The 23,861-nt window shown below is 37.4% G+C and carries 23 protein-coding genes; 4 read left to right on the top strand and 19 right to left on the bottom strand.

The genetic code is table 11. The annotated features are described in order from the left end of the window. Positions 1-116 precede the first annotated feature (116 nt). Together IGL80_RS02710 and IGL80_RS02705 are read left to right on the top strand one after the other, a co-directional pair. Positions 117-1,127: an NAD(P)/FAD-dependent oxidoreductase gene (locus tag IGL80_RS02710; RefSeq protein WP_002359174.1), complete on the top strand. Its 1,011-nt coding sequence runs from the start codon at positions 117-119 to the stop codon at positions 1,125-1,127. Between the two features lie 148 nt (positions 1,128-1,275). Next, positions 1,276-2,238: a phosphoglycerate dehydrogenase gene (locus tag IGL80_RS02705; protein ID WP_002355148.1), complete on the top strand. Its 963-nt coding sequence runs from the start codon at positions 1,276-1,278 to the stop codon at positions 2,236-2,238. Between the two features lie 65 nt (positions 2,239-2,303). Here IGL80_RS02705 and IGL80_RS02700 read toward each other — a convergent pair whose 3' ends face one another. The 19 genes from IGL80_RS02700 to efrA all read right to left on the bottom strand — a co-directional run bounded on the left by IGL80_RS02700 (position 2,304) and on the right by efrA (position 22,726). Then, complete coding sequence (locus IGL80_RS02700) at positions 2,304-3,857, bottom strand: bifunctional metallophosphatase/5'-nucleotidase (RefSeq protein ID WP_002359173.1); 1,554 nt, start codon at positions 3,855-3,857, stop codon at positions 2,304-2,306. A 97-nt stretch (positions 3,858-3,954) separates the two neighbouring features. Continuing rightward, entirely contained in the window at positions 3,955-5,235 is a 1,281-nt protein-coding gene (locus IGL80_RS02695; RefSeq protein WP_002359172.1) for an extracellular solute-binding protein, read from the bottom strand. 23 nt (positions 5,236-5,258) lie between these two features. Continuing rightward, positions 5,259-6,548 carry an MBL fold metallo-hydrolase gene (locus IGL80_RS02690; RefSeq protein WP_002359171.1) on the bottom strand — a complete coding sequence of 430 codons (1,290 nt, stop codon included), beginning with the start codon at positions 6,546-6,548 and terminating at the stop codon, positions 5,259-5,261. Next, the gene (locus IGL80_RS02685) at positions 6,532-7,350 is read right to left on the bottom strand and encodes a carbohydrate ABC transporter permease (protein WP_002355144.1); all 819 of its coding nucleotides are present in this window, start codon (positions 7,348-7,350) and stop codon (positions 6,532-6,534) included. The genes IGL80_RS02690 and IGL80_RS02685 overlap by 17 nt, the downstream gene beginning before the upstream one ends. Before the next feature lie 4 nt (positions 7,351-7,354). After that, positions 7,355-8,230: a carbohydrate ABC transporter permease gene (locus IGL80_RS02680; RefSeq protein WP_002355143.1), complete on the bottom strand. Its 876-nt coding sequence runs from the start codon at positions 8,228-8,230 to the stop codon at positions 7,355-7,357. Next, positions 8,230-9,363 carry an ABC transporter ATP-binding protein gene (locus tag IGL80_RS02675; protein WP_002396511.1) on the bottom strand — a complete coding sequence of 378 codons (1,134 nt, stop codon included), beginning with the start codon at positions 9,361-9,363 and terminating at the stop codon, positions 8,230-8,232. The genes IGL80_RS02680 and IGL80_RS02675 overlap by 1 nt, the downstream gene beginning before the upstream one ends. A 146-nt stretch (positions 9,364-9,509) precedes the next feature. Next, on the bottom strand, positions 9,510-10,448 hold the full coding sequence (locus IGL80_RS02670; RefSeq protein ID WP_002355141.1) for a glycosyltransferase family 2 protein: 939 nt from the start codon (positions 10,446-10,448) through the stop codon (positions 9,510-9,512). 203 nt (positions 10,449-10,651) lie between these two features. Next, positions 10,652-10,981 (bottom strand): HesB/YadR/YfhF family protein, encoded by a 330-nt coding sequence (locus IGL80_RS02665; protein ID WP_002355140.1) that lies wholly within the window; start codon positions 10,979-10,981, stop codon positions 10,652-10,654. Between the two features lie 54 nt (positions 10,982-11,035). Beyond that, positions 11,036-11,701: a potassium channel family protein gene (locus tag IGL80_RS02660; RefSeq protein ID WP_002355139.1), complete on the bottom strand. Its 666-nt coding sequence runs from the start codon at positions 11,699-11,701 to the stop codon at positions 11,036-11,038. Positions 11,702-11,804: 103 nt separating this feature from the next. Next, entirely contained in the window at positions 11,805-12,437 is a 633-nt protein-coding gene (locus IGL80_RS02655; RefSeq protein ID WP_002355137.1) for a response regulator, read from the bottom strand. Next, on the bottom strand, positions 12,412-13,515 hold the full coding sequence (locus tag IGL80_RS02650) for a sensor histidine kinase (protein WP_002365182.1): 1,104 nt from the start codon (positions 13,513-13,515) through the stop codon (positions 12,412-12,414). Before IGL80_RS02650 ends, IGL80_RS02655 begins: the two co-directional genes overlap by 26 nt. Beyond that, positions 13,512-14,243 carry a cell wall-active antibiotics response protein LiaF gene (gene liaF / locus IGL80_RS02645; protein ID WP_002381168.1) on the bottom strand — a complete coding sequence of 244 codons (732 nt, stop codon included), beginning with the start codon at positions 14,241-14,243 and terminating at the stop codon, positions 13,512-13,514. The genes IGL80_RS02650 and liaF overlap by 4 nt, the downstream gene beginning before the upstream one ends. A 150-nt stretch (positions 14,244-14,393) precedes the next feature. Continuing rightward, positions 14,394-14,873 carry a transcription elongation factor GreA gene (gene greA / locus IGL80_RS02640; RefSeq protein ID WP_002355133.1) on the bottom strand — a complete coding sequence of 160 codons (480 nt, stop codon included), beginning with the start codon at positions 14,871-14,873 and terminating at the stop codon, positions 14,394-14,396. Positions 14,874-15,133: 260 nt separating this feature from the next. Further along, positions 15,134-16,519, bottom strand: coding sequence for an endolytic transglycosylase MltG (gene mltG / locus IGL80_RS02635; protein ID WP_002404387.1), 1,386 nt, complete (start codon positions 16,517-16,519; stop codon positions 15,134-15,136). A 207-nt stretch (positions 16,520-16,726) separates the two neighbouring features. Continuing rightward, complete coding sequence (locus IGL80_RS02630; RefSeq protein ID WP_002386325.1) at positions 16,727-17,404, bottom strand: HAD family hydrolase; 678 nt, start codon at positions 17,402-17,404, stop codon at positions 16,727-16,729. A gap of 74 nt (positions 17,405-17,478) precedes the next feature. Next, on the bottom strand, positions 17,479-18,630 hold the full coding sequence (gene wecB, locus IGL80_RS02625) for a non-hydrolyzing UDP-N-acetylglucosamine 2-epimerase (RefSeq protein WP_002404388.1): 1,152 nt from the start codon (positions 18,628-18,630) through the stop codon (positions 17,479-17,481). Between the two features lie 13 nt (positions 18,631-18,643). Next, positions 18,644-19,135: a gamma carbonic anhydrase family protein gene (locus IGL80_RS02620; protein WP_002355129.1), complete on the bottom strand. Its 492-nt coding sequence runs from the start codon at positions 19,133-19,135 to the stop codon at positions 18,644-18,646. 97 nt (positions 19,136-19,232) lie between these two features. Further along, on the bottom strand, positions 19,233-21,002 hold the full coding sequence (gene efrB / locus IGL80_RS02615) for a multidrug efflux ABC transporter subunit EfrB (RefSeq protein ID WP_002365186.1): 1,770 nt from the start codon (positions 21,000-21,002) through the stop codon (positions 19,233-19,235). Continuing rightward, positions 20,999-22,726: a multidrug efflux ABC transporter subunit EfrA gene (gene efrA / locus IGL80_RS02610; RefSeq protein ID WP_010708444.1), complete on the bottom strand. Its 1,728-nt coding sequence runs from the start codon at positions 22,724-22,726 to the stop codon at positions 20,999-21,001. Before efrA ends, efrB begins: the two co-directional genes overlap by 4 nt. A 228-nt stretch (positions 22,727-22,954) precedes the next feature. Between efrA and IGL80_RS02605 the strand changes: the two genes are divergently transcribed. Both IGL80_RS02605 and IGL80_RS02600 read left to right on the top strand, forming a co-directional pair. After that, complete coding sequence (locus IGL80_RS02605) at positions 22,955-23,341, top strand: YbaN family protein (protein WP_002355126.1); 387 nt, start codon at positions 22,955-22,957, stop codon at positions 23,339-23,341. Positions 23,342-23,647: 306 nt separating this feature from the next. Beyond that, the gene (locus IGL80_RS02600) at positions 23,648-23,860 is read left to right on the top strand and encodes a DNA-directed RNA polymerase subunit epsilon (protein ID WP_002355123.1); all 213 of its coding nucleotides are present in this window, start codon (positions 23,648-23,650) and stop codon (positions 23,858-23,860) included. Position 23,861: the final 1 nt, after the last annotated feature.

The raw sequence follows: 23,861 nt of genomic DNA, 5'->3' as shown, positions 1-23,861 counted from the left end.
ATACTTTGATTCGTTAGCCAAACTTGCTTTTTTCGAAAAGCCGTGCTATTTTGTGAAGTGTTCGCAAAACGATCAATAGTTGTCTCAACCCTAAATGAATTAGGAGGAATTTTCAAATGTCTGATGAAAAAGATATTTATGATTTAACGATTATCGGCGGCGGTCCTGTTGGATTATTTGCCGCTTTTTATGCGGGAATTCGTAAAGCAAAAACGAAAATCATTGATAGCCTGCCGCAATTAGGTGGTCAGCTAACAATGCTGTATCCCGAAAAATATATTTATGATATTCCTGGATCCCCTGCTATTAAAGCCGGTGAGTTAATTGCCAATTTGGAAAAACAGATGCAGCCATTTCAGCACGATGTTTGTTTGGAAGAAGAGGTCACACACCTTGCACAGGAAGCAGATGGTCTTCTGCGCTTAGACACAACTAAAGGCACACATTATTCTAAAACGGTTATCTTTGCGATTGGTAACGGCGCTTTCCAACCTCGACGTTTAGCTATCGAAAATGTTGAAGCCTTTGAAGGTCAGTCAATCCATTATTATGTGACTGACATGAAAAAATTCGCTGGCAAAAAAGTTGCGATTGCTGGTGGCGGCGATTCTGCAATTGACTGGGCTTTAATGCTAGAAAACGTTGCAGAAGAAGTATCTATTATCCATCGTCGCCCACAATTTCGCGGCCACGAACATAGCGTGGAACAACTGGAAAAATCTAGCGTTTCTATCAGAACTCCTTATATCATTAGTGATATTTTAAAGGAAAATGAAACGTTCACAGGCATCCAATTAACGGAGACAAAAGGTGACCAAACATTGGATCTCCCTCTGGATGATTTAATTATCAATTATGGCTTCACTTCTTCTTTAACACACCTCAAAGAATGGGGATTAGACGTTTCTAGAAATGCTATTAATGTTCATTCCGATATGTCAACTAACATTCCTGGTGTATACGCTGTAGGGGATATCTGTTCCTATGAGGGAAAAGTGAAATTAATCGCTACAGGCTTTGGTGAGGCACCTACTGCCGTAAATAATGCTTTACATTACTTACGGCCCGATGCTCGACGTCAACCAGTTCATAGTACAAGTTTATTTGAAAACGGCGTACCTAAATAAGGTTAGCACTGGACTTTAGCAGTTTTTAAGCCAAGGACAAAAATCTAAATCGGATTTTTGTCCTTGGCTTTCTGCTTTACTGAAAAGCCTTTCTTTTTCTCTTTTAAATTTATTTTTGATACAATAAAAAGTGCTAGGAGGAAGAAAGATGAACCAACCAATTATTTATTTAAATGAAGTATTCAATGAAGAACAACTGGAACAAGTGAAAGCTGTGGCGCCCAATTATCTAGTTAAAACATCTACCGATCATTTATCCTCTGCTGAAGAAGAGGCAATCGAAATTATGTTAGGCTGGCATAAAGAAATTGGTCCGCGTTTATTAGCCTCTGATACTAGTCACCTAAAATGGATTCAGCTCATTTCTGCTGGTGCTGATTATATGGATTTTGATAAATTAAGAGAAAAAGGCATTCTGTTGTCTAATGGTAGCGGAATCCATAGTGTTTCTATCTCAGAACATGTTTTAGGCGTTTTATTAGCACATACCCGCGGACTGCAAGAAAGTATCCAACAACAAATGCAACACACATGGAATCAAACAGCCCCTTCCTATCAACAACTTTCTGGGCAAAAAATGTTAATCGTAGGCACCGGGCAAATCGGACAACAATTAGCTAAATTTGCTAAAGGTTTAAATCTTCAAGTTTATGGCGTGAATACCTCTGGACATGTGACGGAAGGCTTCATTGAATGCTATTCACAGAAGAATATGAGTAAAATTATCCATGAAATGTCCATTGTTGTGAACATTCTTCCTTTGACTGAAACAACAAAACATTTATACAATCAGGCACTTTTTGAAAAAATGGCTCCTGAAACAATTTTCGTAAATGTTGGTCGAGGCGCCTCAGTAGCAACGAACGATTTGATAACTGCCTTAAACAATAAAACCATTGCTTTTGCTGCCTTAGATGTCTTTGAAGAAGAACCTCTTCCCGAAGATAGCCCTTTATGGGAGATGCAGAATGTTTTATTAACACCTCATATTTCTGGCATGACACCGAAGTTCAAATCAAAATTACTGGCGATTTTTATTCCAAACTTAAATCAATTTGTAACGGATCAGACCCTCGTCAAAAACCAAGTTTCCTTAAAAAAAGGCTATTAACTCAAAAAAGGCCTTCAACCATCTTTCAAGTAATTGCATGGTTGAAGGCTTTTTTTTGCTATTTTTTACCAGATAACCTTGAAGTTATCATTTGTCGACGCTTGAATGATTGGATGTTTTTTCAAATATTCTGCAATCAGTTCCGTCATGTCAATTTGAATTTCTCGAATAATTTTTTCAGGTTGGAACATTTGATAGTTTCCGCCACCGACTGCTCGGTATTGATTTGTCACGATTTCCAAAACATCTTCTGCTTGCACTGCTTTGCCATGATAATTAAGTTTCGTTACTCTTTCACCAAACGGTTGTCTTAAATCAAGCGTATACTCAATGCCTTCATACATATCATAATTATAGTATTGTGGTTTTGGATCGACATATTTCGGGTTAAAAATTGGTTGGCCTTTTTCTAACACAAAATAAGTAGCGCTTTGTTCTAACGCTTCACGGAGGTCTTGTCCAGTGACACGCAATACAGCCAAAGTATTTGGATAAATATAGTTGGTAATGATATCGCGCATCGTAATTTGGTTATTAAACCCTTTGCCTTCATTGTTAAAAAGTGCAGTCCCTGAAATATCCGTTCCGCTTGAAGCCATTTGGACGTTATTAATAAATTCTATATATGGATGTTCTTTGAGGCGTACGGCATTCGGATTTTGAATCGTCATATCCCCTTCCACATTTCCCACTGGTTGGTCAAGCCACTCTTCTACCTCGTCATGTAACGCTGTTGTCAAAGCTAAAATTTCTGCATCTGGTTGTTCGTTTCCAACAGGATGAATAGCTGCGTCACTTCCAATAACGCGATAGCCTTTAGCCATAGGTTCAATTTCTAAAGTAATTTCTCCAACAAAAGCTCCTCGAAAACCTGGTTGAATCACAGGTATTCCATTCAGTTTTGTAGCAATTTCTCGATGTTGGTGACCAGTGACTAAGGCATCAATCCCAGGAACTTTTTCCAATAAATCGTAGCCTTCATTTTCTCCTGTTAGTAATTCCGTGGGTTCCCCTGTTTCTAAATCTTTTTCAAAACCGCCATGGTAAGCGACAACAACTAGATCCGCTTCTTCCCGCAGTTTTGGCACGTATTCTGCCGCTGTTTCAACGACACTTTTAAACGTTAAATCTTTGACTGTTGCCGGCTGTTCCCAATGAGGAATATATTGAGTCGTCACGCCAAGGATGGCTACTTTAATCCCTTGTTTTTCTATGATGACATACGGCTGACCGAAATAAGGTTGTCCATCTTTACCAAGGATATTGGCAGCTAAAACTGGCTGTTGATAACTGGCAATCGTTTCCTTTAAATAATCTAATCCGTAATTAAATTCGTGGTTACCTAAAATGCTAACATCATAATCCATTTGATTAATGATCTTAGTGATGGCTTCCACTGAATGTGTTTCTGCTTTTCTTACGTAGTAACTAAGCGGCGAACCTTGAATAAAATCCCCATTTTCAATTTGAAAAACTGGTCCTTTGGCAGACGCCCGTAACTTTTTCAGCATGGTTGCTGCTTTTGCGGTTCCAAAAGGCAAATCCATCTTTTTTTCACTATAACTTGTTGGCATAATGTACCCATGCATATCACTTGTTGCTAAAATTTTTATTTGCATTTTGTTTCTCTCCTTCTTCCGCCCAAAAGAACAGGAAGGTTAGAACACGAGCCATAACGACTCAGATCCCAACCTCCCACGTCTGTTTATTTATTGATTATTGGTTCCATGCTTGTTCAAATTGTGATGTTGCATCTTTCAATAATTTTTTCGTGTCTTTATTTGATGAAGCAAAAATACTTTCCATAATTGTCCGCATTTCATTATAGGCTGAATCAGCATTTTCTTCTACTGGGATAGCGAATAAATCTTTTACTGCGTTTTCAAGTTGTGCAGGTACTTTGGTTGTCTTAGAATTTTTGTACTCATCACTGTGTAAAACAGATTCTAAAATTGGCATATAACCTGTTTGTTGTGCCCAGTACAATTGTGAATCAGGAGTAGCTAAGAATTTCATGAATTCAAATGCCGCTGTCCGTTGTTCTGGCGTAGCACTATCGAACATATAAATATCTGTTCCTTGTTGTAAGTTGATTTTTTCAGGACGTGGTGCAACACCGTATTCATAGCCACCAGCTTCAGCATCTTTTTGAACAAAACCAGCACCAGCAATACTACCGACAAACATTGCTACCTTTTTGTTTGCAAATGGGCCAGATAAATATTTATCTGAACCAGCTGTGCGGAAGTAACCTGCTTCGATACCATCACGGTAATAGTCCACGACTTCTTGTGAATCTTTGCTTGTTAAATCTAAGTCTTTATTAAAATCAACGCCTTTGTTTTTCATTCCAATTGCGTAATAGTTATTTAACGAGTCAAAACCAGCACCAACGACTTCTTTGTTGGATTTTTCGTAAATTGTTTTAGAAGCTTCTTTTAATTCCTCTAATGTTTTCGGTACTTCAACACCATATTCTTTCAACAAATCAGCATTATAGAATAACATTTCTGTCGATTTATTAAATGGAATGCCGTATTGTTTGCCGTCGATTTTGGCGCCGTCTAACAATACTTCACGAATTGGCTCTGCATCTTTCCAGCCGATTGTGTCATCATCCATATATGGTTTTAAGTCCACTAACATTTCATCTTGTGCAGCATTCCATAACCAGCCTGGGTACGCTTGCGTAATTGTTGGTAAATCTTTTGGTGAAGTTAAAGTCGAATTGATTTTGGCTTGTAAATCAGGGTAAGCAGATTGATTTTGTAATTCCACTTTAATTTTTGGATTTTCTTTCATGAAGTCTTTCGTTAATTTTGTTAACGCTTCTTCTTGAACCCCATTCATTGCATGCCAGAAAGTGATTGTCGTATCTTCCTTCACTTCTTTCACAATATCGTTTGATTCTTTGGCCCCATTACCGTTACCACAAGCCCCCAATGCGAAAATAGCTGCGGTTGCTAACACTGTTGTTGCTAGAGTTTTGAACTTCATTTTTTTCTCTCCCTTAAAAAAATTTATAAAACAATTTGCTCGCCACGTTCTGGCAATATTCTTTCACCATACGGGTTTTCCAGTTTTTCTGGTTTTAACGTATGGATTGGAACCAATACTTGAGGTTCAATCAATGCAATAATTTTATCCAGATCTTCTGGAATTGCATGTCCTGAACAAGCTAAGCGGACAAAAGTAATGTCTTTTTTAGCCAACAAATCTAAAAACACGCGATACTGTGGATCAAAGTCCCCTAACGGTTGGGCATCACTGTGAATGTATAAACTACCTTCTTGGAGGTTGTCAAACTGGTTCACAACTTGCCACAAATAGTCTGTTTTGTCCTTTAGTAACGTGTCATACGGGATTTCTAACGCTGGATTCAATTCTGGTATTTTACCAGATTCAGCATAATAATAACGAACTTCTATTCCAAATACTTCAAGTAACAACGCAGCCATATTTGCTTCTAAAACGACTGTACGTGGTGACTTTTCAATAATTTTAGCAAAACGTTCCACGTTTGCTGGATAACCATTAAAGGTAATTTGTCGATTCGGGTTTTCTAGTTCTAAACGAACCAAGTGCTGAACAAGATCTTCTTCACTGACAACCGCTATTTGGGCTGGATCTGGTTCACGTTCTGGGAAGCTAATGCTTACGCCTTCCATCATTAATAATTCAGTATGTTTGGCTTTTTCACAAAAAGCTAAAGTCTCTTCACGATTATGGCCATGTAAGCGCAAATCACCTGTGTATGTGATGAAATGGTCAGGCGTGCGAATCAGTAATGCCGAAGCACCGTACGCATCATGATCAACAGGCACGATTTCCACTGAAATTTCGCCAACTTTAATCACATCGTTTTTATTAAGACCAATCATTTCTCGGGTAAAATTCTTTTCTTCAAACGGTGATGGAATCAAAAAATCACCTTTTCGATTTAAACTATTTAGAATCATTTTCGTTTCTTTTAGGGTGTACAACGGAACAGCTGGGTCTAAATAATTAATCATGCGTGAATGATCTAAATGGGCATGAGATAAGAAAACAGCGGTGTGTTGATACTCTTTGTCTTCTGCACCATGATATTCATAACCTAAACGTGGATCATATAAGTCTTTTAATTCTGGCACTAAACGATTATTAATTAAGGTTTCAATGTGATCATCGGGCAAATCTAATTCTGGTCGAAATTCTGTACCAAAATCAAAGAAGATGTGGGCATCTTTATACGCCACTTCAATCACGGTTCCTCCAATTGTTAAAATGCCACTGTGAAAAGTCACAGTTGTTTTAGCCTTTGATTCCATTTTTTGCAACTCCTCTGATAATTTCTTTTCTGAAAATCAAGTAAATAATTAAAATTGGAATAACGGTTAATGTTGCAGCAGCCATTTGTAAATGTACGTCACTACCGCTCTCTGTCGCAAAGGCCGATAGTCCATTATTCAATAGACGGTATTTTTTCTCGTTCGTCACCAACAATGGCCACAAGAAAGAATTCCAACTAGAAATGAATGTTAAAATCCCTACTGTTACTAACGCTGGTTTTGACATTGGTACTAAAATACGCCAAATATATTCTAAATCACTAGCGCCATCAATCTTGGCAGCCTTGTAAAAAGTATCAGGAATACCTTTTAAATACCCGTTTAAATAGTAAATATAAAAAATACTAGTTAAAAATGGAATAATTAAGGCGCTGTAAGTATTTAACAAACCTAATTGCGCAATCGTTTGATAATTGGTAAAGATAATAGATTCATATGGAACCATTAACAACGAAATCATCAAAGCAATGACCACATTTTTAAAACGGAACTTCAAACTCGTTAACGCGAATGAAGCTAAAACGGCGGTGACTACCGTAGCAATCGTTGTAACGCCTGAAACAAAGACTGTGTTCAAGAAATACCGAAGAAAGGGTGCTTTTTGAAAGACCTCTGTGTAGTTTTGCCATTGTGGTTGTTTTGGAAACATGGTTGGCGGCATGCTGGTCGCTTCAGAGTAACTCATTAAACCGGCTAAAATCATATAGACAAATGGAAATAACGTAATAACGGCTAAAATGCCTAAGAAAACAAATGCGATAATCGTTAAAACTTTTTTCATTGGCTTATTGCCCCACTTTCTTTAAGAGTTTATTTTGTAAGAAAGTGACCACTAAAATAATCACAAATAAAATCACTGTGGCGGCCATCGCAATTCCGGGACGCCCTGCAATGTGGAATTTGTCATAAATATAGTACACTGCGGTTGTGGCACTATTGGCAATCCCCGCACGACCACCGAATAAAGCATAAACTTGTGTATAAACTTTAAAGGCGCCAATTAAATTGACCGTTAATAAAAAGGCAATGGTCGGGACTAATTGCGGAAACGTAATACGTCGGAAAATTTCGCCGTCTGAGGCACCAAACATTTTTGCAATTTTAAAATGTTCTTCATCAATATTTCTCAACCCAGCCAACAAAATAATAATATTAAATGCTAAACTCGTCCAAACCCCAAAAATAATCAATGTTGGCATACTCATTTGAACATTATCTAGCCAGTTGACAGAAGGAATGCCGAAAAAGCCTAAGACGTAATTGACAATTCCATAATCGCCATTAAAGAAGTAACGGAAGACAATCCCAATGGCAATCGTACTCGTTACATAAGGCATAAAGAAAATCGTTTCAAAGAAACTCTTATGTTTAACTTTTTCAAAGATAATCCAAGCAATTGCTAGGGAAATTATCAAGGCAATCGGTACCACAGCAAATGCATAGAGCGCTGTATTTTTTAACGCTTTATAGAAGATTGGATCATTCAATACACGTTGATAATTTTCTAAACCAGCGTAGCGTTGGTTAATTAAGGAACCTTTTTGGAAACTCATCCACAAAGAACGAAACAGTGGATAAACGCTAAACAGTAAAATGATTCCTAATGATGGCAGAAGGAAGAGCCATGCTTTTGGTTGATTTTCTGGATTGTATTTTTTCATTAGTAAACCCGGTCTCCCGCTTCGTTAAAGATAAATACTTTTTTATATGAAAAATCAAAAGATAAAGTGTCTCCTTCTTCAATCGCTTCTTCTACACTTACAATTGATTTCACTTGTTCGTTTCCTAATGTAAATCGTAAAATACGTTCTCGACCAATCAATTCCACTAAATCTGTCGTTGTGGTAAAGAGACCTGTTTCAGCTGGTACCACATCTTCTGGACGAGAAGCAAACGTATATTTCCCGTCAGTCATTGGCATTTTAAAGCGTGCTTGCTCAAAACGCTCAAGCGGAATTTCAAAACTTTCGTGGTACATTTTGCCGTCTTTCACTTCAACAGACAATAAATTAATAATTGGATTACCTATGAACTGAGCAACAAATAAGTTATTTGGTTCTAAGTAAAGGTTTTGAGGTTCATCATTTTGTTGAATAACCCCTTCGTTTAATAAAATAATTTTATCACTGATTGATAGCGCTTCCTCTTGGTCGTGCGTTACAAAGATTGTTGTAATCCCTACTTCTTTCACCAAGCGGCGGATTTCTTCACGAATTTTCAAACGCAAACGTGCATCCAAGTTACTTAAAGGCTCATCTAATAATAAAACATCTGGTTTTTGAACTAACGCCCGGGTAATCGCAACACGCTGTTGTTGACCACCAGAAAGTGTGCCTGGCTTTTTATGGCTTAACTCTTCAATATTCGTTAGTTTCATATATTCTTCGGCAATAGCTTGTGCCTCTGCCTTGGGAACTTTCTTACTTCCTACCGTCAAAGGAAACATTACGTTTTCTAGAACAGTCATATGTGGATATAAGGCATAGTTTTGAAAAACGAACCCGATGTTCCGATCTTTTGGTGCTGTTTTGACAACCGATTGCTGTCGAAACTGAATATCTCCATCACTTGGATGTAATAAACCTGCAATTAAGTTTAAAATTGTGGATTTCCCACACCCACTTGGTCCTAACAAACAAACCAAGTCCCCTTGCTCAATCGTAAAATTGACCGATTTTAACGCTTCAAACCCATTATCGAATACTTTTTTCAAGTCGATAACTTCTATCATGACCCAACCTCCAAAAAAACATTTAATAGCATACCTTTTGATTTTAACATTTATTTCTTGCAACCGCGAGAGCAAAGCTGTTTCATTAAGATAAAAATAGGTAAAGTTAATGTATTTTTTATGTAAAAAATGTTGTTTTTCTGAAAAGTCTATTCACACTTTTTTTAATGCACAACAAAAAAACAGAGAATTTTTCTCTGCTTTTTTGGTTATTTTTTAGAATCTTTTTCTGATTCCTTTACAATATAAATTGGTCGTTTTTTCGTTTCTAAGAAAATTTTACCGATATATTTGCCAATAATTCCTAAACATAATAGTTGCAAACCACCTACAAAAAGTACAATACAAACCATTGAAGGCCAGCCGCTTGTTGGATCACCATTAACTAATGTTCGAAAGATAATCACTAACATTGCTAGTGCAGAACCAATACACGAAAAGGCGCCAACGTATGAAGCAATATTCAATGGTGTTTCTGAAAAATTGACAATCCCGTCAATTGAATAACTTAATAGACTCCAGAAAGACCAAGAGGTTTCTCCAGCAATTCGTTCTCGATTTTTAAATTCAATATATTCTGTTTTAAAGCCGACCCAACTAAAAATCCCTTTTGAAAAACGATTATACTCAGATAACTCTAAAATCGCATCGACCATTTGTCGGGTCATGACACGAAAGTCACGGGCACCATCCACCATTTCCGTCTCAGCAATTCGATTAATGAGTTTATAGAACATCCGTGCAAAAAAGCTACGAATGGGCGGTTCGCCGTCTCTTGTTATGCGTCGTGTGCCAACACAATCTAAATCTGTACTGGTTTCAATCATCTCAATCATTTGAGGTAATAACTCAGGCGGGTCTTGTAAATCAACGTCCATGACTGTCACTAAGTCACCTGTTGCTTCTTTTAAACCAGCGTATAAGCCCGCTTCTTTCCCAAAATTTCGTGAAAAAGAAAGATAACGGACCTTCTCTGGATGTTCGCGATAAAGCTGTCTTAAAACAGCTAACGTCTTATCTTTTGAGCCATCATTCACAAATATATATTCTACTGAATGAGACAGTTGCTGGCTAATTTTTTCTACTTCTTCAAAAAACAGCGGAATCGCTGCTTCCTCATTATAACAAGGGACAACAATTGATAACATTTTATTTCCTCCACACTTCAGTTAATTATCATTATACCATATAATAGCCTTATTAAATAACGATATCCAACTAAAAATAACTTAAATAGAAAGAACCTGAGAAAAAATCCAAAACGATTTTTTCTCAGGCTGACTAGCGGTTAAACGAAAGCAACAGAAATAGTCCTACGCACTACTTCAGCCTCTTTTGTTTAGCACTAAAATTATTTTGTTAAATCTTCTTGGTTTGCTTCAAATTGATAACGCGGTTCATCATTCTTTTCATCATAATCAACAATCAAATCATACCCTTTAAAGAACCAATCATCTGTTTCTTCAATAAAATAGGTAATCCCATCTAGGTTCTCTTTAATCATTGGCTCATCTGGCGCTTCTACAGACATCGCAATGGAAAAACCATCATGAACAGGTGTTTTTCCGTAAATTTTCCCGAAAAAACGAATGCCTGTCTCAGGCTGAACCCCGGTTTCTTCTTTAAACCATTGTTGGGCTTTCGGTGTCACTTCTAATTTCATTCTTTGTTCCTCCTTCACATCTCTGTCGCCATTTATTGTAGCACAGCGCAGTGCTTTTAGAGAATAAAGTGCTTAGCCATTCATTTTTTCATCTAATAAATCGACATCTGCGGTATCACCGATAACTAATAAATTGTCGTTTTCTCGAACAATTTCAGAAGCATCTGGCGAAGCAATTACTTCTGTTTTCGAGCGGCGAATCGCTACCACAGTTAAACCAAATCGTTGACGGAAATTTAATTCTGCTAAGGTTTTATTGTAAAATTTAGGATTGGTGACCCGAACCTCAGCTAATGAAAATTCGCTAGATAATTCAATATAATCTAAAATATTGCGTGAAACAAGTTTGTGAGCAATTCGAATACCCATATCTCGCTCTGGGTGAACGACCATATCTGCCCCAATTTTATCTAAGACACGGGCATGATATTCATTGACTGCTTTGGCTAAGACATTGGGAACCCCCATCTCTTTAACCATTAGTGTCACTAAAATACTCGCTTGAATATCTTCACCAATTGCCACCACTACGTGATCAAAATTCCGAATTCCTAAAGAACGCAACGTCATTTCATCTTGGGCGTTAGCCACCACTGCATGCGTTGCAATATTCATATATTCATTGACACGGTCTTCACTGCTGTCAATGGCCAAAACTTCTTGACCAGCTTCCACCAAAGTTTGGCATATGCTGCCGCCAAAACGTCCTAAACCAATAATTGCAAAATTTTGTTTCATTTCTTCTGACCGCTCCTGTCTGTTCGTTAAAATTAGTATAACAAATCCATAAATAAATTCCTAGAAGGATTTCCTAGAATTTATTTATGGATTTATCTGATATTTATTTGGCTAAACCATGTTGAAAAGCATAAATCGCCGCTTGGGTCCGATCATCCACATCTAGTTTTGCTAAAATGTTTGAAACATGTGTTTTAACTGTTTTCAAAGTGATAAAGAGTTCATCAGCTATTTCCTGATTACTTTTACCTTGTGCAATCAACATTAAAATTTCGTGTTCCCGGTTTGTCAAATCTTCGTGCAACACCGGCTCTTGTTTTTTTGTTAACCGTTCCATCATCTTATGTGTCACTTCAGGTTCCAACACACGCTCTCCGCGATAAGTCGCCCGAATTGCATCAGCAATCTCATGTGCTGTTGATGTTTTTAATAGGTAGCCCGCTGCACCAGCTTCAATCGCCGGATACACTTTTTCATCATCAATAAAACTCGTCACAATAATAATCTTGGCTTCTGGCCAATCTTTCAAGATCGCTTTTGTTGAATCAATGCCGTCCATTTCTTCCATTACCAAATCCATCAAAATAACATCTGGACGTAGTTCCAATGCTTTTTCATAGCCAATCTTACCATTTTCTGCTTCGCCTACGACTTCTATATCCTCTTGAATAGATAAATATGATGAAACGCCTAAACGGACCATTTCATGGTCATCCACTAACATTACTTTGATCACTTGCAGTTTCCTCCTTTATGACAGGAACTTTAATTTCAACGCTGGTTCCCTGCCCTTTAAAACTAATAATTTTAACTGTACCGCCCATGCCGACAACACGTTCTCGAATATTATTTAAGCCATAACTACCGGCTTTATTACTTTGTTCCTTCATATCAAAGCCGACACCATCATCAACAATACGCAATAACACGTTTTTATCGACTTGGTGTAAGTATACCTCTAATTCCTTTGCTTTGGCATGTCTTAAGGTATTTGAAAGTAACTCCTGCACAATTCGGAAAAGATGATCCTCAATGCTGCTATTTAAATGAACATCTTCAACATCCCAAATCAATTCAATTTTAATTTTTGTTTGTAGTTCTTTCAGTAATTGTTCAATACCTTTACGCAAACTTTTTCCTTCTAGACTGATAGGACGCAAGTGCAATAGTAGCGCGCGCATTTCCGATTGGGAGGCATTAATGATTTCTGCCACCATGGCTAGTTGTTTACGATATGGTTCCGGGGTTTCTGTTCGTTGTGCTTGTTCATTTAATGCAGACAACATCATCATGGCTGCAAAAAGTTGTTGACTGACTGAATCATGCAACTCCCGCGCCAAACGATGCCGCTCGTTCTCTAAAATTTCTTCTTTTGTTTGCCCATCCATTAATTGCGGTCGACTGTTTAATAATTGCAATTCTTTAGACATCTCTAATAATTTATTTTTAATCGACCAAATATCTTGTTCGACTTCGGTTAGATAATGGTCTTGATTTTCACTGGTCGTTGGTTTGTTTAAGACTGGACTTTCATAATTACCGTTGGCCAATAACCGAAGTTTTTCTTCAATCCGTCCATATTGCCCTTTTTGAACCAATGAAATCAGTAAAAAGGTCAATAAGCCTATTAGTAAGGATATGAGAACAATGTGCACAATTAGTGGTAGATAAAAGACTTTTCTCTGAAGAAGCTCTAATAGCCACCGGTTTTGTTTAATCGAATGAAAATATGAAAACAATGTAATTAAGATAACAATAAAGGTGCTAAGGGACGCATATAATGAAATCATGCGTCTTGAAATCCGATCGGTCATACACGGATCACCTCAACATCTCCTACTAAAGTGTTCGTCATAATTTTCAAACGACGAAGATTGGTATCATAATCATTGCTGTAAATTTTTAATGATTCGTTTTTCAATTGATATTTTTCTTCTTCAAAACGTACCGTTCCGTAAAAAGTTGAATGTTCTAACAAAATAGCTACACCTAACGGCACTAGAATTCGCGTGCGGCCAAAACCTTTACGAATAATAATAATATTGTCTTCTTTCGGTAGTAGCGTATTACCTAAATCAATAATGGTGTCCCCAGAGATTAAATCAATATTGATATCGTCCCATTCATAGATATTGTTACCAATGCGTTCGTTGGCAAACCAGCGGCGTTTAAATCGTTTGCCATTTTTAGGTTCTTTTGCCGCCGTCTCCACCATAATCATTTGTTTTTTACGCCAAGGTGCTCGCTCAGCTATATCCACGCCTGAGATCTCAAAGCCTTTTAAGCCGATAAAGAGTACGCCAAAAATCAACATAAACCAAACAGCCGTGCTGTTCATTGCACCAATGACAATAAAAACAACGCCGAGGACGAATTGAAAGTTGTTAAAATGTGTTTTAGATGCTTTCCTGGAAACGTAGGCCACAAGTAAAACGCCAATTGTTAATAAAACAGCTAATCCAGGATTATGTACAATTTGCCATAACGCCAGAATAAAAAGTAATGCTTCTGCGACGATAAAAAAGCGCCAAGGGTTATTCATAGATTTGCCTCCTCCCTCTGTCATTTATTTTACTCGTTTATTTTATTTAATCATAGTGGTTTGCGCCTCAGGTTACCATAGGACTTTAGCCCTAAATGTCTTAGATTGCGAAAGGACAGGCCTTGGAAGCTGCCTGCCCTACTCAATTATTTAGTTTGCTTCAACTTTTGTAATTTTAACTGTCATGTCGCCACCAGGTGTTGCAATAATCACTTGGTCACCTAATTGTTTACCAATTAAGGCTTGCGCAATCGGTGAATCGTTAGAAATTTTACCAGAAAATGGATCGGCTTCGGCACTTCCTACGATTGTGTATTCCTCTTCTTCTCCATCAGGCAATTCTTGGAAAGTAACTGTTTTACCGATGGAAACTTCGTCTTGGTCCACGCCATCATTATCGATGATTTCTGCAAAACGAATCATATTTTCTAACGTTGTAATACGTCCTTCAACGAAAGCTTGTTCATCTTTAGCTGATTCATACTCTGAGTTCTCTGAAAGATCCCCAAAGCTACGAGCGATTTTAATACGCTCTACGATTTCTTTACGTTTAATTGTTTTTAATTCTTCTAGCTCTTGTTCTAATTTTTCTTTTCCTTCAAGAGTCATTGGATATACTTTTTCTACCATGTTAATTCTCCTTTTTCGCTTAACGATACGTAGTTCTTGGTTGGTTATTGAAAAAAATTCCGCTTTCAATCCACAAAAGAGTACCACGCTTTTTCTAAATTGTAAATATAATTATTGAATTTTTGTGATTTTGCTAAATTTTATTTATATAAATTTCTAGTTGCTACTCTTTCCCTCTGTTAAACAGATTACTTTTTGAGTATCTAAAAGCTTGGTGAATCATACAAAATTGATTCACCAAGCTCTTTTATGTTTTCATTTTATTCACTACTTGAATTATTGACATACTGATCTACTAATACTTGATGTTCTTCATATGTTTTTGAAAAGTATACTTTTCCTGTAGAAATATCTGCTACAAAGTATAAATAGTCACTTGGTGTCGGATTCAAGACTGCTTTAATTGACTCCTCACTTGGGCTATCTAATGGTCCTGGTCCATAACCAGTATTTTTATACAAGTTATAAGACGAGTCCACTTCCAAGTCAGCATACGTTACAGTTTCTTTGTGTTCTCCTAGAGCATACAAAATAGAAATATCTGATTGGATCGGCATATCGGCAGCCAAGCGGTTAAAGAATACTTGCGCAATTTGTTTGCGGTCTGCTTCTTTGACTCCTTCTTTTTCAACCAATGAAGCTAACGTTAAGACTTGCTGATTGGTTAAATTCTTTGCATGAATTGTCGGCGTATATTGTTCCATTACTGTGTTCATTTTAGCAATCATTTGTTCGACAAATTCAGGAAGTGTTGATTTTTTGTAGTAATCATAAGTTGCAGGGAACAAATAGCCTTCTAAGCGATAACGAACCCCTTCTGCAGTTGCAGCACTTTCAAGTAAATCAGGATACTTAGCTTTCATTTGATTGAAGAAGTCTTCGTTTTTCATTAATGCAATGAAATCTGCTTTCTTGAAATCTGTATTTTTTTCAATAGCTTCGCCAATTTTATCTATATCGTAGCCTTCAGGAATCGTTACTTTGCCATCTGCGATTTTAGTTGGTTCTGGCGTGCCTCCTTCTTTTAGCATTTCACCAATTTCATCGAGTGTCATGCTTGGAGACATTTGATAATAGCCCGCTTGAAAATCTGTTAAGTTTTTAAATTTTACGTAGTAGTTAAAAACCATTCCGCTTTTAATGACGTTGCTTTCTTCTAAAACCGCAGCAATTTGCTTATTAGAAGATCCTTCTGGGATATGCACTTGAACAAGCTTCTTATTGTTCTTGTCTAGTGGTTGTAGCCCAGCGTCTACATATTTATAAAAAGTAAACCCAAAGATTGCCATCATTAAAACCAATACAGAAACTACAATTAACACGATACGACCGACTAAACGATCTTCTTTTTTACGTGTTTGTTTTTTTGTATTTGTTGGCTTTTCGTCTGTTTCAATCGGGGTTGGCTCTTCGACTGTCTGTGTTGTCTTGTCTTTCCCACGTCTTCGAGCAGCTCTAGAACCTGCACGTGTTTGTGTTGTGCGGCTCGCTGTTTCTTGTGATTCATCATATGAAGGTTGGGGAGACCTATCATTTTTTTCAGAGGAATCAGGTTGATCGCCATCATTTCTACCTTTTAAAGACCCAGTTACTTGATCTCTAAGCGAAGATTTGGGATCTTGGTTATTTTGGTTATCATTAGCCAAAACTAACCCTCCTTACTATTCTATCGTTTATGACTGAAACTATTATACATGAAACCTCTTTAAAATTAAATGTTTTTAATAAAAAGACCGTCATTCCCCGATAAAAAATTCATCATTGACAACGTTTAAAGCCTATGATGGCGCTTTTCTATTGAAACGATAATAAATCTTAAAATCCTCCTAAATTTATCGAAAATCCATTTTCTATTAAGAATTTTGTAGCAAAATAGCACCTAAGTCTTTAGGCGATTGTACTAGGAATGTTGCTCCCGCCTCTTGTAATTCTGTTTCTTCACCAAATCCATACAAGACACCTATACTATCTAAGCCATTTTGTTGAGCACCAAGAATGTCATGATTACGATCACCAACCATGATAATCGCTTCTTTGGTTGGGTCTAATTGAGCTTCCGTTAATGCATACTGAATCACATCTGCTTTTTTAGAACGATGACCGTCCATGCTCGCTCCATAGATGCCTGTAAAATAACGATCTAAATCAAAATGAGTAATAATCTTTTTAGCAAATTCTTCTGGCTTGGAAGTCGCAATGTATAACTTTGCTCCCGCTTCCTTTAACCTTGTTAGTACCTCTGGGATCCCTGGATACACATGGTTTTCAAACATGCCTTTTCTCTGATAATACGCTCGATAATGACCCACGGCTTGTTGCGCTGCTTCAGCTGAAGGCGCCATGTGCAAAAACGACTCATATAAAGGCGGCCCTATGAAAGAACGTAACGTCTCCTCGCTAGGAGCTGGCCAGCCTAATTGTTCTGTTGCATATAAAATAGAACGCATAATGCCGCTACCAGAATCCGTAATTGTGCCATCTAAATCAAATAAAATCGTTTGATACATCTTCACTTCACTACTTTCTAGCATTTTTTGTCTAATTGATTCTTCAAAATAAGATACGCAAAAGAAGCACATTTTTCAGCGCTTCTCTGCCTTTTTATTTATTTTGCTGTAAACGTATCTGGTTTTTTATCTGATTGCTGCATTTCATAGGCAATGGCTTCAACGATTCGGCGGCTAGCTTGACCATCCCCATACGGATTTTGTGCATGCGCCATCGCGTGGTAAGCATCAGAATCAGTCAATAATGTTTTCGCCTCTTGATAGACTACTTGTTCGTCTGTACCAACCAATTTCAATGTTCCTGCCACTACGCCTTCTGGACGTTCCGTTGTATCTCGTAAAACTAAAACTGGCACCCCTAAGGAAGGAGCTTCTTCTTGCACACCGCCAGAATCAGTTAAAATTAAAGCACTTTTCGCTGCAAAATTTTGAAAATCTTTGACATCCAATGGTTCAATTAAATGCACACGAGCTAATTCACCTAAGTGTTCCGCTACTATTTCACGGACTTTGGGATTTTTGTGCATAGGGAAAATGACTTCAATTTCTGGATGTTCCATTACAAGTCGACGAACAGCTTTAAACACATTTGCCATTGGCAGGCCTAAATTTTCACGACGATGCATTGTGATTAGTACAATGCGTTGGTCTGTAGGGATTTTTTCCAATAAATCATTTTGATAGTGGGCATCAACGGTGTACGCCATCGCGTCAATCGCTGTATTGCCAGTCACATAAATATGTTCTTCTGGATGATTTTCTTTGATTAAATTGTCCTTACTTTGAGTGGTTGGGGCAAAATAAATATCCGTTAACACATCTACCAGTTGACGATTCATTTCTTCCGGAAACGGAGAATATTTTTGCCAGGTCCGTAATCCTGCTTCCACATGTCCCACCGGAATCTGTTGATAAAAAGCAGCCAATGCAGCCGCAAATGACGTGGTTGTATCGCCATGAACCAAGACAATATCCGGCTGTTCTGTCACAAGAACCTCAGTTAATAAATTCAAAACACGACTTGTAATATCTGTTAAGGTTTGCCCATCTTTCATGATATTTAAATCATGATTCGGTGTAATTTGAAAATCTTCTAACACTTGATCCAACATTTGGCGATGTTGCGCTGTTACGACTACTACAGAGTCAAATCCTTGACTTTGCTCTTCTAAAACTTTGATTAAGGGAGCCATTTTGATTGCTTCTGGCCGTGTTCCAAAAACCGTCATTACTTTAATTTTCTTCATCATTTTCCTCCTAATTCTATGTTAGTTTCGGGTATTTTTGTTGGCGAAATTCTTCTGCTCGTTGAATATAATGTAAGGCGTTCGTATGATTACTGGCTATTTCTGCTGCCGTTAACGGACGGATAACCTTCGCTGGTCGACCAAATGCTAAAACATTTGGCGGGATAATTTTGCCTTCTGTCACTAAAGAGCCCGCGCCAATCAGGCTGTTTTCTCCAATAATGGCGTTATTTAGAATCGTTGAACCCATGCCAATCAAAGCACCATCACCGATTTTACAACCGTGTAACATGCATTGATGGCCCACCGTTACATACTTGCCTACAATTGTCGGGGCATCTTCATCAACATGAATAATCGTGCCATCTTGAATATTACTACCTTCACCAATGGTAATTGTGTTACTGTCACCTCTTAAGACCGACTGAAACCAAATATTACTATCCTTCGCTAGTTGTACGTTTCCATAGACATCTGCACTAGCAGCAATAAAATACTCTTTTTTCAAACTCTGTCACCTCTTTTCATTAAGTATAGACAAGAATTCCTCACTTTCATAGTAAAAAAGACAAGAAAAACGACTGTCTTTTCAGACAGCCGTTTTTTTATTCCTCATAGTCGCCTTCTTCAGCAAATTGACTATTGTATAGTTTTTCATAGAAGCCACCTTGTTCCAGCAACTCATGATGCGTACCTTTTTCAATGATTTCTCCTTGTTTCATAACAAGAATTAAATCAGCTTCACGAATAGTTGATAGGCGGTGGGCAATAACGAAACTCGTTCGTCCTTCCATAACACGATCCATTGCTTTTTGAATTAAGGCTTCCAAGCGTGTATCGACTGAACTAGTCGCCTCATCTAAAATCAAAATTTTCGGATCAGAAATTACCGCTCGGGCAATGGTCAACAATTGTTTTTGACCAAGGGAAACGTTATCTCCCTCAGAATTGATTTCCATTTCATACCCGTCTGGCATTGTCCGAATGAAGTGATCCACATTGGCCGTTTTCGCTGCATCGACAACTTCATAATCCGTGGCATCTAACTTCCCAAAACGAATGTTATCTGCAATGGTACCTTTATACAACCAAGCATCTTGCAATACCATTCCAAATACAGATCGGACATCACTACGGTTCATTTTTTTCGTATCAATGCCATCAATTTTAATGGCGCCTTCTGTTACATCATAAAAACGCATCAGTAAGTTGATTAAGGTTGTTTTCCCAGCGCCAGTTGGTCCCACAATCGCAACCATTTGGCCCGCATCAACTTTAAAGTTCAAATTACGAATTAACGGTTTTTCTGGGTCATAACTAAAGCTGACATTTTCAAATTCAACAGAGCCTAAAATAGGTTCTGGCAAAGGAACATCTTGTTCGTTAAGTTCTTCTTCTGGCTCATCTAGGATTTCAAAAATCCGCATGGTCGAAGCTGAAGCGCTTTGTAAAGCTGCAGACAACTGCGTAATATTCCCCATTGGTTGGCTAATTTGCCAAATATATTGAATAAACGCTTGTAATTGCCCCACTACGATCACACCAGCAACCACATAGTAACTACCAAGGACAGCTACCCCGATATAGGTCCCATAAGCGGTCATCTGAACCAATGGCAACATTAATCCTGAGATAAAGGATGCTTTGAAACCAAAACCATTTAAACGATGATTAACTTGTTTAAAGCCTTCAAGGGTTTCTTTTTCCCGACCATATAGTTTTAAAACACTGAACCCAGTCATATTTTCTTGAACATAACCATTTAAGTCTCCTAAAGAATTTTGCATTCCTTGGAAATATTTCTGGGAGATTTTAACAATTGTTCTTGAAATAATCAGAGACAACGGAATCATAATTACTGAAAAAATCGCCATCAGCGGATTGATTAAGAACATCATCACTACCGCCATCACAATACCTAGGACTGCCGAAACAATATTAATAAAACTTTGTTGCATCGCATTGCTGACAGCATCCACATCGTTCGTCACCCGTGACAAAATATTTCCTTGTTGGTTCTTATCAAAATAAGAAACTGGCAAACGATTGATTTTTTCTTCAATATCGCGACGTAAATCGCGCATGGATTGTTGAACGACATTCGTCATTAAAAAGCCTGACAAAAATTGTGCCACACAATAACCTGTTCCCACAACTAAAATCCAAATTAAACATTGGATTACATAATCAAAATTAATGGATTCGCCAGCCGCAATATTACGGCTAATTTCTGTCGTTGGTAATCCAGTCAAATAAGGCAACGCTGCATTAAAGGCAACGGTTAATATTGTAAATAAAATAACTAAATAAAACGTCACTCGGTACGGTTTAATATAGCGACCGATTCGTTTCATAGAAGAAAAGGCGTGTTTCATGCTAATTCCTCCTCTGACAATTGAGAAGCCGCAATATCATAGTAAATTGGACAAGTCTCAAGTAATTCACGATGTGTGCCAATTCCGACCACGTCGCCTTCGTTTAAAACAACAATGCGGTCCGCATGCATAATTGTTCCAACACGTTGTGCCACAATTAAAACAGTGGATTCTGTTGTTTCTTTTTTCAGACGCGCTCGTAAATTTGCATCTGTTTGATAATCTAACGCAGAAAAACTATCATCAAATATATAAATTTCCGGATTGCGAATAATCGCCCGTGCGATAGCTAAACGTTGTTTTTGACCACCAGAAAAGTTCGTGCCACCTTCTGAAAGAGGTTCATCATAGCCTTGCGGTTTTTGTGAAACAAATTCTGTTGCTTGAGCAATGTCAATTGCTCGTTCCATTTCTTCTAACGTCGCATCTTCCTTACCGTAGCGAAGGTTATCAGCAATTGTACCAGTAAAAAGTAACGCTTTTTGTGGAATATAGCCAATCTTATTGCGTAATGCACTAAGTTTGTACTCTTTTACGTTCACTCCATCGATTAAAATTTCACCTTCTGATACATCATAAAACCGTGGAATCAATTGAATTAATGTTGATTTCCCACTACCTGTGCTCCCAATAAAGGCCACTGTTTCACCAGGTGACGCCTTAAAACTTACATTGCGGATGACTGGGCTTTCCGCATGTCCAGGATAGGCAAAGGTTACATTTTTAAACTCTAGATAGCCTTTAGTAGCTGTTTCTGTTACGCCTTCTTCTTCACGAATAGCTGGTTCCATGTCTAAGGCTTCTTGAATCCGCGAAGCCGAAACCGCAGCCCGAGGATACATCATAAAGACACTGGCAAATAACATAAACGAGAACAGCGCATGGAAAATATATTCAATAAAAGCTATTAAATTCCCAACTTCTAAATCCCCGTGGCTGATTTGAACAGTCCCGCTCCAAATGATTAAGACCATCACAATATTAAATAAGAAAAAGAAGCCTGGTTGGGCTGCTGCCATTAAACGAAACAGACTTTTTGAACTTTTAGTGTAAGTTTCATTGACTTTATTAAAACGAGATTCTTCAAATTTTTCATTAACAAATGCGCGTATTACCCGCAATCCAGAAAGATTTTCTCTTAAAATCCCATTGATTCCATCTAAGTTCTTTTGTTGCTTTTTAGATAACGGTTCTGACAAACGAGCAATTCCGACAACTGCTAGCAGCAGAAAAGGCAAGGCACCTAAAACGTACATTCCTAACGACGGACTCGTTCGCATCACCATGTAAAGACTGGCAATAAACATCACTGGCGTCATAAAGCCAAGACGTAAAATATTTCCCATGAAGAGCATAATTTGGTATGCATCATTGGTAGTTCGCGTAATTAAGGAAGAAACCCCAATACTTTCATATTCACTATGTGAGAAAGTTTGAATCTTTTCAAATAAATCATCACGAATATCACGAACAATATTTGTTGTAATTCTGGCACCAAAGTACCCCAGCAAAATATTCATTGCGACACCAATAATCGTAATTACAACCATCCAAATCCCTTGCTGATAAATATAGTCCATATCTTTAGGAATAATTCCTTTGTCAATCATTCGTGCTAAAATGGTCGGCAAGCCTAATTCAATTAAAATAAAACCAAACACACAAATAAAATCAGCGAAAAGTAATTTCTTATAACGCATTGTGTAACGCCACATTAACTTCAATTAATCATCTCCTTCTTATCTTACTTTAAATTTTCTAGTACTCCCACTGTATCAAAAAGAAATCGGTAATACAAGCTGTCTGGCTAGAAAAAACAGCCTTTCTCTTTCTATCCTTTCTCTTTTAGATTTTCTAAAAAATAGATAATTTTAATGATTTACTTATACGATTAAAATTGCTACTTCCTTTTGATTGTGCCATAATTGGGAAAAACTGAAAGGACCCTTTGAATGAAAAAATTATTCTTCATTTTTCTCGGTTCCTGTACGTTTGCTTTAGGCACGTTAGGAATCTTTTTGCCGCTTTTACCCACCACTGGTTTTTATTTATTAACGGCCTTTTTTTGGATGCGTAGTTCAGATAAACTTTATAACAAATTTTTAGCTTCTTCTTATTATCAAAAATATATCCAAGAAGCCTTCTTTGAGAAAAAAATTACTCGTAAAGGTAAATGGAAACTATTTATTTCCATGTTTCTTTTATTTGCCATTCCGTGTTTAATTGTCCGAAATACGTTGATGACTACGACTTTAGCGATTGTTTATTTAGCCCACGTGATCGGCTTAAGTTGGTATTGGCGTCCTAAAAAAAAGGCACTCGAACTTGATCAAGAATAAGGTGAAACAAGAAGTTTGTTTTTTTTAAAAGTCCAGTGAGTGTTTCTATACTTCCTTATCATTCTATGATAAAATAAGCTTAATTGTTGTTATTCACAACACACGGGACGGTTGAAAAAAGAACACATAAAATCAAATACCCAGAATGAAGCAAAGTCGAGGCTTCATTTCATCATTAACAGATGTTTTTGATGAGCATTCTTTTTTAGGTGATCAGCACCTCGTTTTGTTGTGTTTAATTTTCTGTCTTAAAATGAAAAAAACTATAAATTGCTACTATTTAGTAGCTGAAGGAGAAATGAATCGATGATTTACAAAGTATACTATCAAGAAACAAAAATCAGAAACCCAAAAAGAGAAGACACAAAATCTCTTTACATGGAAGCCGATAGCGATGTAATCGTGCGCCAATTAGTTGAAGAAAATACCCCATACAATATTGAATACGTTCAATTATTAGACGAAAAACATCTTGCTTACGAGCAAGAACATGCGGACTTCACTCTAACGGAGTTTTAAC

The sequence above is a fragment of the Enterococcus sp. DIV2467a genome (genome assembly GCF_050532945.1).
Classification (GTDB): domain Bacteria; phylum Bacillota; class Bacilli; order Lactobacillales; family Enterococcaceae; genus Enterococcus; species Enterococcus faecalis.
This window is presented reverse-complemented; position numbering and strand designations above follow the sequence as displayed.